Here is a 15041-nt window from a genome sequence, read left to right as displayed (position 1 = left end):
CAGGCCTTGCAGAACCGGCAGGAGATGGCGCCCTTGCGTGTGCTGACGGCCCAGCAAGTCGCCGACATCGCGGCCTACATCGCCGACACGCCGAAGATCGACCCGCCCGCCGAGGAGCAGATCAACTTCACGTCCGCGCCGAACGGCAACTCGGCCGCCCGCGCCGTAACGCTGACGCACGCCGTCACTGCGACCGAGAACCTCGTCGTCACCGAGATCACGCTGTTCGGCACCGGCGCCACCAGCTTCGTGATCGGAAACGCTGCCGCGTGCCAGGGCGTCACGCTGACGCCGACGCAGAGCTGCGCGATCAACGTCACCTTCGCCCCGACCGGAACGGCGCCGGCGAGCGCCGACCTGGTGCTGCGTATGCGCGAAGGTGCAACGAACAACGCAACCTTCGATCGCGTACTGCCGATGAGCGGCACGGTCAGCGGCGGCACCACCTCCTCGGGCGATGGCGGCGGCGGTGCGCTCGGCTTCGGCTGGCTGCTCGCACTGTGCGCCGCGGTTGCGGGCCTCAGCCGCCGCCGCGCCTGAGCACGGGCTTCAAGGCCTCGCCGGTGTGGCTGCCGGGCCAGGCGGCCAGGGCCTCCGGCGGGCAGGCCGCCACCACCGAGCCGCCGCGCACGCCGCCCTCGGGCCCGAGGTCGACGATCCAGTCGGCCTCGGCGATGACGTCGAGGTCGTGCTCGATCACCACCACGCTGTGGCCGCCGTCGACCAGCCGGTGCAGCACTCGTATCAGCTTCTCGACGTCGGCCATGTGCAGGCCCACCGTCGGCTCGTCGAGCACATAGAGCGTGTGCGGCGCCTTGTTGCCGCGCCGGGTGACGTCGTCGCGCACCTTGGTCAGCTCGGTGACCAGCTTGATGCGCTGCGCCTCGCCGCCCGACAGCGTGGGTGAGGGCTGGCCGAGCGTGAGGTAGCCCAGCCCCACGTCCTTGAGCAGCTGCAGCGGGTGGCTGATCGCCGGCATCGAGGCGAAGAAGTCGACCGCCTCGTCGACCTCCATGGTCAGCACCTCGCCGATGTTGCGGCCGCGCCAGGTGACGGCCAGCGTCTCGGCGTTGAAGCGCTGGCCGTGGCAGACGTCGCAGGGCACCTTCACGTCGGGCAGGAAGCTCATCTCGATGGTGCGCATGCCCTGCCCTTCGCAGGCCGGGCAGCGGCCCTCGCCGGTGTTGAAGGAGAAGCGCGCCGGTGCATAGCCGCGCGCCTTGGCCTCCAGCGTGTCGGCGAAGAGCCTGCGGATCACGTCCCAGAAGCCGATGTAGGTGGCCGGGCAGGAGCGCGGCGTCTTGCCGATCGGCGTCTGGTCGACCTCGAGCACGCGGTCGATCTGCTGCCAGCCGTCGATGGCCGAACATCCCTGCCAGTTCGGCTTCGCGCCGCGCGTGTTGATGAACTGCAGGTTGGCCAGCAGCACGTCACGCGCCAGCGTGCTCTTGCCCGAGCCGCTGACGCCCGTCACCGCCACCAGGCGCTTCAGCGGCACGGGCACGTCGAGCGACTTCAGGTTGTGCAGCGAGGCGCCGCGCACCACGAGGTGCTCGCCGGCCGAGTCCACGGCACGGCGCGGATTGAGCGGATGCCGCATCGGGTGGGCGAGGAAGCGGCCGGTGACCGACTCCTCGTGCTCGGCCAGTGCCGCGGTGCTGCCCTGCGCCACCAGTCGGCCACCGCGCTTGCCGGCGCCGGGGCCGATGTCGATCACGTGGTCGGCGCGGCGGATGGTGTCCTCGTCGTGCTCCACGACCACCAGCGTGTTGCCCTTGTCGCCGAGCTTGTGCAGCGCATCGAGCAGGATCTGGTTGTCGCGCGGGTGCAGGCCGATGGTCGGCTCGTCGAGCACGTAGCACACGCCCTGCAGGTTGCTGCCCAATTGCGCCGCCAGGCGGATGCGCTGCGCCTCGCCGCCGGAGAGCGTGGGCGCGGCGCGGTCCAGCGTCAGGTAGCCGAGGCCGACCTCCTCGAGGAACTCGAGCCGGCTGGTGATCTCGGTGATCACGTCGCGGGCGATGTCGGCATCGCGTCCGGTGAGATCCAGGGCCTCGATCCACAACCTGCAGTCCGACACGCTCATCCGTGCCAGCGCAGTGATCGCCTCGCCCTCGAAGGTCACGCCGCGCGAGGCAGGGTTCAGCCGGGTGCCGCCACAGTCCGGGCAAGGCGCATCGACCAGGCCTTCGACCTCCGGCTCCTCGGAGGGAAAGCTCTGCTCCCGGCCCTTGTCGTCGTCGTCGCGCCGCGAATCGTCGTAAGCCTTGCGCTGCTCGCGCGTCAGCGCGAGGCCGGTGCCGACGCAACTGGTGCACCAGCCATGCTTGCTGTTGTAGCTGAACATGCGCGGGTCCAGCTCGGGGTAGCTGGTGCCGCACACCGGGCAGGCACGCTTGGTCGAGAACACCTTCACCTCGCCGATGCGCGCAGTGGGCGTGCCCGCCAGCATGGCGCCCTTCAGGCCATCGAGCGGCGCGAGCAGGTGCATGACGCCTTTGCCCAGCTCCAGTGCCTGCGCGAGCAGCACGCGAAGCTCCGCTTCGCTGTCGGCCGAAACGACGAGATCTCCGACCGGCAGCTCCAGCGTGTGTTCCTTGAAGCGGTCCAGCCGCGGCCAGGGGTCGACCTTGAGGAACTCGCCGTCGACGCGCAGGTGCGTGTGACCGCGCGCCTTCGCCCACTTCGCCAGATCCGTGTAGACGCCCTTGCGGTTCACGACCAGCGGCGCCATCAGGCCGACATGCTGCCCCTTGTGGTCGCGCAGGATCTGCGCCGCGATGCTCTCGGCGCTCTGTGGCTTCACCGGCGCGCCGTCCTTCGTGCAGTGCTGCAGGCCCAGCTTCACGTAGAGCAGGCGCAGGAAGTGCCAGACCTCGGTGGTGGTGGCCACCGTGCTCTTGCGGCCGCCGCGCGAGAGACGCTGTTCGATCGCGACGGTGGGCGGAATGCCGTACACCGCGTCCACCTCCGGCCGCCCCGCCGGCTGCACGATGCTGCGCGCATAGGCATTCAGCGATTCGAGGTAGCGCCGCTGACCCTCGTTGAAGAGGATGTCGAAGGCCAGGGTGCTCTTGCCCGAGCCCGACACGCCGGTGATCACGCTGAACTTGCCGCGCGGGATGGCCACGTCGAGCGACTTGAGGTTGTGCTCGCGCGCGTTGACGATGCGGATCAGCTCCTCGGCGGCGCGGCGCTCGTCGCGCGACTTCTTCAGCAGGCCCTGCAGCGGCGTACCTTCTTCCGCCACCGGCACGCCGATGCCGATGGCGCGCTCGTACTCGGCCAGTGCGCGGCCGGTGTGCGAGCTCGGGTGCCGCTTCACCTCTTCCGGTGTGCCGGTGCAGACGACCAGGCCGCCGGCATCGCCGCCCTCCGGGCCGAGGTCGATCAACCAGTCGCTGGCACGGATCACGTCGAGGTTGTGCTCGATGACGATGATCGAGTGCCCCGCCTCCAGCAGCTTGCGGAAGGCGCGCATCAGCTTGGCGATGTCGTCGAAGTGCAGGCCCGTCGTCGGCTCGTCGAACAGGTACAGCGTGCCCTTCTTCGCCAGCGCCTGCGCCGGCGCACCCTGCGCTTCGGCGAGGAAACCGGCAAGCTTCAGGCGTTGCGCCTCGCCGCCCGAGAGCGTCGGCACCGGTTGACCGAGCTTCACGTATTCCAGCCCCACGTCGACGATGGGCTGCAAGACCCGCAGCACCTCGCGGTCGTCGCGGAACAGCTGCACCGCCTCGCTGACGGTGAGCTCCAGAACGTCGGCCACCGAGAGCTCGCGCATCACCTCGCCGGGCGCGCGGCGGTCGATCTTGACGTCGAGGATCTCGGCGCGGTAGCGGCGCCCTTCGCAGTCCTGGCAGCGCAGGTAGACGTCGGACAGGAACTGCATCTCCACATGCTCGAAGCCCGAGCCGCCGCAAGTGGGGCAGCGGCCGTCACCGGCGTTGAAGCTGAACATGCCGGCGCCGTAGCCGCGCTGCAGCGCGAGCGGCGCCTGCGCGAACAGCTTGCGGATCTCGTCGAAGGCGCCGACGTAGCTGGCCGGGTTGGAGCGCGCCGTCTTGCCGATCGGCGACTGGTCGACGAACACCGCATCGGCCAGCCACTCGGCGCCGAGGAGGCGGTCGTGCTCGCCCGGCGTCTCCGTCGCCTTGCCGAAGTGGCGCTGCAGCGCGGGGAACAGCACGTCCTGCATCAGCGTGCTCTTGCCCGAGCCCGACACGCCGGTGACGCACACCAGGTGCTGCAGCGGGAACTCGACCGTCACGTTCTGCAAGTTGTGCTCGCGCGCCCCTTCGACGATCAGCTTGGGCGTCGAGGGCGACATCAAGCGCTTGATGCCCATGCTCACATGCTTGCGCCCGCCGAGGTAGGCGCCGGTCAGCGTGTCGGCGCGGCGGATCGCCTCCGGCGTGCCGTCGAAGACGATGGTGCCGCCGCGCTCGCCGGGGCCGGGGCCCATGTCGATGAGGCGGTCGGCGGCCAGCATCACCGCTGGGTCGTGCTCCACCACCACCAGCGTATTGCCGGCGTCGCGCAGCCGCTGCATCGCCTCGACGATGCGGTTCATGTCGCGCGGGTGCAGGCCGATGCTCGGCTCGTCGAGCACGAACATGGTGTTGACCAGGGACGTGCCCAGCGCGGTAGTGAGGTTGATGCGCTGCACCTCGCCGCCGGACAGCGTGCGGCTCTGGCGGTCGAGCGTCAGGTAGCCGATGCCGACGTCGCACAGGTACTTCAGCCGCGTACGGATCTCGTCGAGCAAGAGCTTGAGCGCCTCGTCGAGCATCGTGCTCGGCAGCGTGAGCCCATCGAAGAAGCGCCGCAGCCGCTCGATCGGGATCAGCATCAGGTCGTGCACCGTCAGGCCGGGCAGACCTTCGAGCTGCACGCGCGACCACTGCACGCCCACCGGCATGAAGCGCTTCGCGGGTTCCAGCACCGCATCGGCATCGGCCTTCGAGCCCAGCCGCCACTGCAGCGCCTCGGTCTTCAGCCGCGCACCGCCGCAGACGCCGCAGGGCGTGTAGCTGCGGTACTTCGACAAGAGCACGCGGATGTGCATCTTGTAGGCCTTCGATTCGAGGTACTCGAAGAAGCGCCGCACGCCGTACCACTGCTTGTTCCAGTTGCCCTTCCAGTTCGGCGAGCCGTTGATCACCCAGTCGCGCTGCGCCTCGGTGAGCGCCGACCAGGGCGTGTCCCTCGGGATGCCGGCCTCGCCGCCGTACTTGAGCAGGTCGTCCTGGCACTCCTTCCAGGCCGGCGTCTGCATCGGCTTGATCGCGCCGGCACGCAGCGTCTTGCGGTGGTCGGGAATCACCAGCCCGTAGTCGACGCCGATCACGCGGCCGAAGCCGCGGCAGGTGTCGCAGGCGCCGTAGGCCGAGTTGAAGCTGAACAGCGCCGGCTGCGGGTCGGCATAGCGCAGGTCGCTGTCGGGGCAGTGCAGGCCGGTGGAGAAGCGCCAAAGGTCGGGTTCACCTTCTTCCTTCAGCGCATAGACGTTGACGCGGCCTCCGCCGCGCTTGAGCGCGGTCTCGATGGCCTCGATGGCGCGGATCTTCTCGATACCCTGGATGCGGAAGCGGTCCGCCACCACATCGAGCAGCGTGCGCGCTCCGGTGGGCGAAGCCACCTCGCGCCGCGCCTGCACGCGGGTGAAGCCGCTGGCGGCGAGCCACTGCTCGATGTCGGCATCGCTGGTGCCGGCTGGCAGCTCGACGGGGAAGGTGAGCACGAGGCGCGGGTCCGTTTCCTTCGTGCGCGCCATCAGCTCGGCGTAGATCGTTTCCGGCGAGTCGTGGCGCACGCGCTGCGCGGTCTGCCTGTCGAACAGCTCGGCGGCGCGCGCGAACAGCAGCTTGAGGTGGTCGTTCAGCTCGGTCATCGTGCCGACCGTCGAGCGCGAGCTGCGCACCGGGTTGGTCTGGTCGATGGCGATGGCCGGCGGCACGCCGTCGACGCGGTCGACCGCCGGCCGGTCCATGCGGTCGAGGAACTGGCGTGCGTAGGCGCTGAAGGTCTCGACGTAGCGCCGCTGCCCCTCGGCATAAAGCGTGTCGAACACCAGGCTGGACTTGCCCGAGCCGCTCGGCCCCGTGACCACCGTCATCTCGCCGGTGCGGATGTCGAGGTCGAGGTTCTTCAGGTTGTGCTGGCGGGCACCGCGGATGCGGATGCTGCCGCGGCCGTCGCCGTCGCGCTCGTTGCTGCTGTCCATGGGCCTCCAGGGCGAAGGCCGGAGATTCTAGAGACCGCTGCCATCACCCCGCGGCTCGGGGGTTGCGATGGGTCAAGGTCGAGTCAGACACTGTTCGTAACAAATCTGTCGATGCGGGGCCCGCGAGAGGAAGCGGCGCTCCGTCCACGCCATGCCGCACCTGCCCCGTCTCCGTCATGTCTGCCTCGTCCTGGCTGCGGCGCTCGCCGCCTGCGGTGGCGGCGGTGACGACCCGCCCGGCGCAGGCGCCGACGCCGGTGGCCGCAAGGGCGCCACCGCCTTCACCCCGACCACGCCGATCCCGAGCGACGCCCACCAGCGCGGCATGTGGGGGCCGGTCAATCCCTGGCCGCTGATCGCGGTGCATGCCGTGCTGATGCCCGACGGCCGGGTGATGAGCTACGGCACCGACGGCAGCGGCCGCCAGACCGGCTACTTCCTGTTCGACGTGTGGGATCCGGCTGGCGGCCTCGACGGAGGCCACCTCACGCTGCCCAACGGCACCGGCACCGACATCTTCTGCGGCTCGCAGGTGGTGCTGCCCGGCGGCGACGCGGTGTTCCTCGCCGGCGGCGACAACTGGACGGGCACCGCCACCACCAACACCGGCAACAACAACTCCAACCTGTTCAGCCCGGCCACCAACACGCTCGCACGCGGCAACAACATGAACCGCGCGCGCTGGTACTCGAGTTCGACGACGCTGCTCAACGGCGACGTCTACATCCAGGGCGGCAGCGGCGGCACCGACCGGCCCGAGGTGCGCCAGGCCGACGGCACGTTCCGGCTGCTCTCGGGCGCCAACACCAGCGCGTTCGACTTCATGTACCCGCGCAACTTCGTCGCGCCCGACGGCCGCGTGTTCGGCTACGACAGTGCGGGGCGCATGTACTACGTCGACACCAGCGGTACCGGCGCGGTCACGCAGGTGGGCCAGTTCGCCTCCAGCTACGGCAGCGCCGATGCGAGCGCGGCGATGTTCCGTCCCGGCCGCATCCTGCAGTTCGGCGGCAACTCCAACGGCGCCATCGTGATCGACATCCGCAACGGCGCGCCGGTGGTCACGCCGACCGCGTCGATGTCGTCGCAGCGCCGCCTCGTCAACGCCACCATCCTGCCCGACGGCAAGGTGCTGGCCACCGGCGGCAGCCGCACCTGGAACCAGCTCGACCAGGTGAACAACAGCGCCGAGATCTGGAACCCCGACACCGGCACCTGGACGGTCGGCCCGAGCGCCGTGCAGGCCCGCCTGTACCACTCGATGTCGCTGCTGCTGCCCGACGGAACGGTGATGGTCGGCGGCGGCGGTGCGCCGGGACCGCAGAACAACACCAACTTCGAGTTGTACTTCCCACCCTACCTGTTCGCCGCCGGCGGCCAGCTGGCGGCGCGCCCGGTCATCGAGGCCGCGCCGACGGTGATGGACATCGGCCGCACCTACACGGTCGACGTCTCCGGTGCCGGCCCGGCCGCCCGCGTGGTGATGATCAAGCACGGCTCGGTGACGCACAGCTGGAACATGGAGCAGCGCTTCGTCGAGCTGACCTTCGCCGCCAGCGGCAACCGGCTGTCGGTGCAGGCGCCCACGCGTGCTGCCGATGCGCCGCCGGGCTTCTACATGCTGTTCGTGCTCGACGCCAACGGCGTGCCTTCGGTGGCCAAGACGGTGCGCATCAACGTCGCCGAGCAGCCGAACCCGGCCACGGTGCCGACGATCGCCGCCATCGCCGACCGCACCGGCACGGTGGGCAGCGCGGTGCTGCTGCAGCCGGCGGCCAGCGACCCGAACGGCGATGCACTCAGCTTCAGCGCCACCGGCCTGCCGCCCGGCCTGGCCATCGACGCGCAGACCGGCCTGATCAGCGGCACTCCGGGCGCGGCCGGCACCTTCAACGTGGTGGTGGCCGTCAGCGACGGCGTGAACTCGGCCAGCACCTCATTCACCTGGACCATCGGCGGTGCCACCGCGCTCACCGTGTCGTTCGCCTCGGCGCCCACGGCTGCGGTGAGCGGCGGCACGGCCACCTTCACCGCCAGCGCCACCGGCAGCAACGTGCGCTACAAGTGGAACTTCGGCGACGGCTCGCCGGAGACCGACTGGAGCAGTTCGCCGAGCGCCAGCCACAACTATGCGCAGCCGGGCCTGTACACCGTGACGGTGACCGTCACCGACGACAGCGGCCTCGAGCAGCGCAGCGCCACGCTGCAGGCCATCCACCTGCCGCTGCTGGCGGGCACGCCGAGCAGCTCCAGCCAGATCGCCTTCGAGGCGCGCAGCGGCGCCAACCCGCGCCTGTGGGTGGTCAACCCCGACAACGACTCGGTCTCGGTATTCGACGCCGCCACGCGCGTGCGCCTGGCCGAGATCCCGGTGGGCACCGGCCCGCGAACGCTCGCCCTCGCCGGCAACGGCACGGTGTGGGTGACCAACAAGCTGGGCGCATCGATCAGCGTGATCGACGCCGCCACGCTGGCCGTGTCGCGCACGATCGCGCTGCCGCGCGGCTCGCAGCCCTACGGCGTGGCCGCATCGGCCAGCGGCGGCTATGCGCTCGTCGTGCTCGAGGCCGGCGGCTCGCTGCTGCGCTTCTCGACCAGCACCTATGCGCAGACCGGCAGCCTGGCCGTGGGCCTGAACGCCCGCCACGTGACGATCAGCGCCGACGGTGCCTCGGCCTACGTGTCGCGCTTCATCAGCGCGCCGGTGGCCGGCGAATCCACCGCCGTGCCGGGTGCCGGCAGCGGCGAGCTCCTGCAGGTGGCCACCGGCGGCATGACGCTGGCGCGCAGCATCGCACTGGCGCAGAGCGACCGCCCCGACGCCGAGAACCAGGGCCGCGGCCTGCCCAACTACCTCGGCGCGGCGGCGATCTCGCCGGACGGCGTGGCCGCCTGGGTGCCGGGCAAGCTCGACAACATCCGCCGCGGCATGGGCCGCGACGGCCTGCCGCTGAATTTCCAGAACACGGTGCGCGCGGCCAGCTCGCGCATCCTGCTGGGCAGCGGCAGCGAAGACCTCGGCGGCCGCATCGACCACGACAACGCCAGCCTGGCCAGCGCCGCGCTGTTCGACGCCAAGGGCCTGTTCCTCTTCGTGGCGCTGGAAACCAGCCGCGAGGTGGCGGTGATCGACGCCCATGGCCGGCGCGAGCTGTTCCGCTTCGACACCGGCCTGGCGCCGCAGGGCCTGGCGCTGTCTGCCGACGGTCTGACGCTGTACGTTCACAACTTCATGGACCGCAGCGTCGGCGTGCACGACCTGCGGCCGCTGGTGCAGCAGGGCCTGCTCGCGGCCAACCCGGTGGCCACGCTGCCGACCTCGGCCACCGAGAAGCTGGCCGCCACCGTGCTGCGCGGCAAGCAGCTCTTCTACGACGCCCGCGACGCCCGCCTGGCGCGCGACCGCTACATGAGCTGCGCGAGCTGCCACAACGACGGCGGCCACGACGGCCGCGTGTGGGACCTCACCGGCTTCGGCGAAGGCCTGCGCAACACCGTCAACCTGCGCGGCCGCGGCGGCATGGGCCAGGGCTTCCTGCACTGGAGCAACAACTTCGACGAGGTGCAGGACTTCGAAGGCCAGATCCGCGCCCTGGCCGGCGGCAGCGGCCTGATGGCCGACCCCGACTTCGCTGCCGGCACTCGCAGCCAGCCGCTGGGCGACCGCAAGGCCGGCCTGTCGGCCGACCTCGACGCACTGGCCGCCTACCTCGGCTCGCTTTCCACCTTCGAGCCGGCGCCGGCGCGGCCGAGTGCCACCGCGCTGTCGGCCACGGCGGCCGAAGGCAAGGCGATCTTCGTCACGCGCAACTGCGCCAGCTGCCACGCCGGCAGCGCCTTCAGCGCCAGCGGCGACAACACCCTGCTCAACGTCGGCACGATCAAGCCGACCAGCGGACAGCGCCTGGGCGGCGCCCTGACCGGCCTGGACGTACCGACGCTGCGCGACGTCTGGGCCACCGCGCCCTACCTGCACGACGGCTCGGCCGCCACGCTGGAGGCCGCGGTGCGCGCCCACAGCGGCGTGACCATCACCGACGCCGATCTCTCGCGCCTGGTCGCCTACCTGCGCGAGATCGGCGGCGACGAGCCGGCCGTGCCCGCCACTGCCGGCGCCGGCACCGGCCTGCTCGGCGAATACTTCAACACCGTGACGGCCAGCGGCACGCCGGTGCTCAGCCGCACCGAGGCGATCGACTTCGACTGGGGCACGGGCGCACCCGGCACCGGCGTGACGGCCGACAACTTCTCGGCGCGCTGGAGCGGCAGGCTGATCGTGCCCGTGAGTGGCACCTACCGCTTCCAGACCGAATCGGACGACGGCGTGCGGCTGACGGTCAACGGCGTGCGGCTGATCGACAACTGGACCGACCACGCGCCCACGCTGGACACCAGCGGCGGCGTCAACCTGGTGGCCGGCACGCAGGTCGACATCGTGGCCGAGTACTACGAGCGCGGCGGCGGTGCGCTGATGCGGCTGCGCTGGATGATGCCGGGCGAGACCGCCTTCGCCGCCGTGCCGGCAGCGCAGCTGCTGGTGCCGGCGGTGACCACCGGAAGCGGCCTGGCCGGCAGCTACTTCAACAACACCACGCTGTCGGGCACGGCGGTGCTGTCGCGCACCGAGGCGATCGACTTCAGCTGGGGCACGGCCTCGCCGGGCACCGGCGTCAACAGCAACAACTTCTCGGCCCGCTGGACCGGCACGGTACTCGCCCCCACCACCGGCAGCTACCGCTTCCGGACGGTGTCGGACGACGGCGTGCGGGTATGGGTCAACGGCGTGCGCATCATCAACAACTGGAGCGACCACTCCGCCACCACCAACACCAGCGGCACGGTGAGCCTGACGGCCGGCCAGCGCTACACCATCCAGGTGGAGTACTACGAGAAGGGCGGCAGCGCGACGATGCGCCTGCGCTGGCTGAGGCCGGGCACCAGCAGTTACGTCGCGATACCGGCGGCGAACCTGTTCGCGAATTGATGATGCGTCGATTGCGTGTCGTGCACTGCATCACGCGCGCATTGACCTGAACCGCTTCCCCGCAGGCACGCGAGTGGTCACACTCGCGGTCTTCGGCGCAGTGTCGCGCCGTCCAGGGAGAAGCTGATGAATCGAGCCCTGCACTGGCTGGCCGCGGTCGTGGGCCTGTGCATTTCCGCGTCCGCCGGCGCGCAGATCGTGGTCGGCCAGACGGCCGGCTTCAGCGGCCCGGTGGCCGCGGGCGTCAAGGAGATCTCCGATGGCGCGAAGCTCTATCTCGACAGCGTCAACGCGCAAGGCGGCGTCAACGGCCAGAAGATCGAGGTCGTCGCGATGGACGACAAGTTCGATCCCAAGCTGGCTGCCGAGAACGCCAAGGCGCTGATCACCGAGAAGAACGTCTCCGCGCTGTTCCTGACGCGCGGCACGCCGCACACCCAGGCGATCATGCCGCTGCTCGAGCAGTACAAGGTGCCGCTGGTCGCGCCGTCCACCGGCGCGATGGTGCTGCACAAGCCGGTGAACCCGTGGGTGTTCAACGTGCGCGCCACCTACCAGCGCGAGGCCGAGCGCGCCGTGCAGCACCTCAGCCTGATCGGCATCGAGCGCATCGGCGTCATCCACGTGGAAGACAGCTTCGGTGCCGACCTGCTCGAAGGCGCGAAGAAAGGCTTCGCGGCCGTGGCCAAGAACCCGGTGTTCATCGAGAAGTACGACCGGGCGAAGTGGGACTTCTCCAAGATCGCGCCGCTGGTGGCCGGCGCCGACGTGCAGGCCGTGCTGTTCATCGGCTCGGGCAATGCGGTGGCCGACGGCATCGAGGCGATCCGCAAGGCGGGCTCGCGGGCGCAGATGGTCACCTTCTCGAACAACGCCTCCGGCGGCTTCATCAAGTCGCTGAAGGAGAACGCGCGCGGCGTGATCGTCACGCAGGTGTTCCCCTACGAGCGCTCGCTGTCGGCCCCGATCGTGAAGGAAGCGCACGACCTCGCCGTGGCCAAGGGCCTGGAGGGCGTCAGCCCGGCGATGCTGGAAGGCTTCGCCGCCGCCAAGGTGCTGGTGGCCGCGCTCAGGCGCGCCGGGCCCAGCCCCTCGCGGCTGAAGATCCAGCAGGCGCTGGAGACGATGAACAAGGTCGACATCGGCGGGCTGGAGGTGAGCTTCAGCGCGAACGATCACACCGGGCTGGAGTTCGTCGACCTGTCCATCATCGGGCCGAACGGCAAGTTCCGCCGTTGAATCAAGCCCTCTGCGCCGCCGGCCGCGTCCGGTAGAACTGGATCGGCGCGGCGGCGGCCTCCTTCGCCGCCTCGCGCAGCACGTTCCTGCGCATGCGGCCGACCACGTGCATCTCGCAGGCCTTGCAGTCGAAGCGCAGGGTGAGCCGGTCGTTGCCGTGCTGCAGCGTCAGCGGCTCGGCGCGCACCGTGCCCTGCACGCCCACCACGCCCTTGGCCTGCTTGGGGCACAGGCTCAGGCTGTAGCGCACGCAGTGGCGCGTGATCATCAGGCTGACCTCGCCGAGCTCTTCATGGCTCTCGTAGGCCGCGTCGATCAGCCTGACGCCGTGCTTCGCATAGAAGGCCGCGGCGCGGCTGTTGTAGACGTTGGCCAGGTAGCTCAGCGTGTCTTCGGGATAGCGCGCCGGGGGCTGCGCCGGCTGCGCACGCGGCAGCCGCTCGAAGGCCGCAGCACGTGCCGACTCTAGCGATTCGATCGCCTCGCGGCGCAGTCCGTTGGCCAGCGCCGCCGGCACGAACGGCGCCTGCCCCGGCAGGGTGACCGACCGCGCCTCGAAGATCGTCGCGCCCAGTCGGGCCGACGCCTCGCGCAGGCTCTCCTGCGCCTTCGTCGCGTCGCGCGCCGGCTCGCGGGCCAGCGCGACCTCGGCGCGGGCGTGGTGGCCGTCCTCGTCGATGGCGTCGAGTGCCAGGCCGTCCGCCGTGATGCTCCACATCAGGTCGACCGCGATGCGACGCTCGGCCGACTTCCTCGACAGCAGGCGTTCCCAGGCCATGTCGCGGTTGCGGCTGATCGCGGTGCCGCGCCGCAGATCCTTCAGCGCGGCCATCTCGGCATTCGGCGCGACACGCCACAGCCGGCCGCCCCGTGGCGTGGCCACGTTGACCGGCACGCCCTGCAGCTCGCCCTGCAGGTCGACCCAGGTCAGCGCGTCGCCGTTGTGCAGCGCATCGACCGCGTCGTCGATCTCGAGCTCGAAGTGATCGGCCGCCACGCGCGTCACCTGGCCGAGCGGCAACCCGGCGTGCTTCGGGGTGTCGAAGGCGCCGATGTCCTGCTGCCGCCCCTGCACGAAGTAGTCGGTGGCGCCGCGGTTGAAGCTGCGCGCCGGGTCGGGCGTGAAGGTGTAGCGGCAGCGGCCCGACGAGGCGCGTGCCAGCTCCGGCCGCTGCTCGAGCACCGCGTCGAGCAGCTGCCGGTAGTGGGCCGTCACGTTCTTCACGGTGCCCATGTCCTTGTAGCGGCCCTCGATCTTGAAGCTGCGGATCCCGGCGTCGACCAGCGCGGCGAGGTTCGCGCTCTGGTCGTTGTCCTTCAGCGAGAGCACGTGCTTGTCGTGCGCGACGATGCGGCCGGCGCCGTCGGTCACGGTGTAGGGCAGCCGGCACTCCTGCGAGCAGTTGCCGCGGTTGGCGCTGCGCCCGGTGTGCGCATGGCTGATGAAACACTGGCCGCTGTAGGCCACGCACAGCGCGCCATGCACGAAGAACTCCAGTGTGGCGTGATCCACCTGCGCGGCGATGCCGAGGATCTGCGGCAGCGTGAGCTCGCGCGCCAGCACCATCTGCGAGAAGCCCGCGTCCTGCAGGAAGCGCGCCTTCTCCGGCGTGCGGATGTCGGTCTGCGTGCTGGCGTGCAGCTGGATCGGCGGCAGGTCGAGCTCGAGCAGGCCCATGTCCTGCACGATCAGCGCGTCGATGCCGATGTTCCACGCGTCGCGCACGAGGCGCTGCGCCGGCTCCAGCTCGTCGTCGCGCAGGATGGTGTTCAGCGTCAGGAAGATGCGCGCGCCGTAGCGGTGGGCGTGCTTCACCAGCCGCTCGAGGTCGGCCAGATCGTTGCCGGCTTTGTCGCGCGCGCCGAAGGCCGGGCCGCCGATGTACACCGCATCGGCACCATGGTTGACGGCCTCGATGCCGATGTCGGCATCGCGGGCGGGAGCGAGCAGTTCGAGTTCGCGGCGGGGCATGGCGGCCGGCATTGTCGGTCAACGGTGGCCCCGCCGCCAGCCGGCATGACAGGCATGACGCACGGTGATCGCCGCGCCGAACTCCTGTCGGCGATGAGCGACAACACAGGGACAACGTCGGTCATGCCGGGGCGCTGCCGCGGCCAAGGTGAATGGATGAACGGCATGGCATCGCGCGGAACCATCGCTTAAATGTCAAATATCAAGATGGCAGCGCATGCGCATTGCACGGCGCCCCAACTGACATTCTTTCCCCTGTGGTCCGGGCTGGTCGCGACGCCTTGACCAGCCGATTTGGCAGACATCGAGCATCTTGCGCCAGGCAGAACGAGTCCCCTCCCGACAGACACGCGTTCACCGCGCCGATGCCGAGCCGCTGCTCGTGCGACACATCGTCCACGAGGTGTCGCGCCGACAGGGCAACCCCGCCGCCCTGTGCCGGGGACTGGGCTTCGGGCTGGCCGAGCTCGAACGCGTCGACTTCCGAGTCTCCTACGCCCAGACCGGCCGCGTGATCCAGCGCGCGCTGCAGATGCTCGAGGACCCTGCGCTGCCGCGGCGGCTGGGCATGAGCTCCAGCCTGGGGGCGGGGGGGCTGTGCCTGGTCGGCCTGATGGCCGCGG

At 70.3% G+C, this 15041-nt stretch carries 6 protein-coding genes; 4 read left to right on the top strand and 2 right to left on the bottom strand.

All coding sequences use genetic code 11. The features are described from left to right. Positions 1–540 (top strand): hypothetical protein (locus tag AB7U92_RS07660; protein WP_428575588.1); only part of this gene is annotated, 540 nt, incomplete at its 5' end. On the opposite strand, the gene uvrA is transcribed toward AB7U92_RS07660, so the two are convergent. After that, positions 521–6223: an excinuclease ABC subunit UvrA gene (gene uvrA, locus AB7U92_RS07655; protein ID WP_428575587.1), complete on the bottom strand. Its 5703-nt coding sequence runs from the start codon at positions 6221–6223 to the stop codon at positions 521–523. The two genes, AB7U92_RS07660 and uvrA, sit on opposite strands and share 20 nt — an antisense overlap. A gap of 151 nt (positions 6224–6374) precedes the next feature. Between uvrA and AB7U92_RS07650 the strand changes: the two genes are divergently transcribed. Both AB7U92_RS07650 and AB7U92_RS07645 read left to right on the top strand, forming a co-directional pair. Continuing rightward, entirely contained in the window at positions 6375–11207 is a 4833-nt protein-coding gene (locus AB7U92_RS07650) for a PA14 domain-containing protein (protein ID WP_428575586.1), read from the top strand. 126 nt (positions 11208–11333) lie between these two features. Then, positions 11334–12446 carry an ABC transporter substrate-binding protein gene (locus AB7U92_RS07645; RefSeq protein ID WP_428575585.1) on the top strand — a complete coding sequence of 371 codons (1113 nt, stop codon included), beginning with the start codon at positions 11334–11336 and terminating at the stop codon, positions 12444–12446. A 1-nt stretch (position 12447) separates the two neighbouring features. Here the strand turns inward: AB7U92_RS07645 and AB7U92_RS07640 are convergent, their stop codons facing one another. Then, the gene (locus tag AB7U92_RS07640; protein WP_428575584.1) at positions 12448–14418 is read right to left on the bottom strand and encodes a peptidase U32 family protein; all 1971 of its coding nucleotides are present in this window, start codon (positions 14416–14418) and stop codon (positions 12448–12450) included. Between the two features lie 382 nt (positions 14419–14800). On the opposite strand from AB7U92_RS07640, the gene AB7U92_RS07635 reads away from it, so the two are divergent. After that, a partial coding sequence (locus AB7U92_RS07635; RefSeq protein WP_428575583.1) for an AraC family transcriptional regulator ligand-binding domain-containing protein occupies positions 14801–15041 on the top strand: 241 nt, incomplete at its 3' end.

This window comes from Piscinibacter sp., from assembly GCF_050175855.1.
Lineage (GTDB): Bacteria > Pseudomonadota > Gammaproteobacteria > Burkholderiales > Burkholderiaceae_C > Piscinibacter.
The sequence above is the reverse complement of the archived record's forward strand: the minus strand, read 5'-3'. Positions and strand labels throughout refer to the sequence as shown.

What these genes read in the sequence shown, in the direction of transcription:
- uvrA (WP_428575587.1), bottom strand. Translation starts at nt 6,223, where the DNA reads ATGGACAGCAGCAACGAGCGCGACGGCGACGGCCGCGGCAGCATCCGC.
- AB7U92_RS07640 (WP_428575584.1), bottom strand. Translation starts at nt 14,418, where the DNA reads ATGCCCCGCCGCGAACTCGAACTGCTCGCTCCCGCCCGCGATGCCGAC.
- AB7U92_RS07650 (WP_428575586.1), top strand. Translation starts at nt 6,375, where the DNA reads ATGCCGCACCTGCCCCGTCTCCGTCATGTCTGCCTCGTCCTGGCTGCG.
- AB7U92_RS07645 (WP_428575585.1), top strand. Translation starts at nt 11,334, where the DNA reads ATGAATCGAGCCCTGCACTGGCTGGCCGCGGTCGTGGGCCTGTGCATT.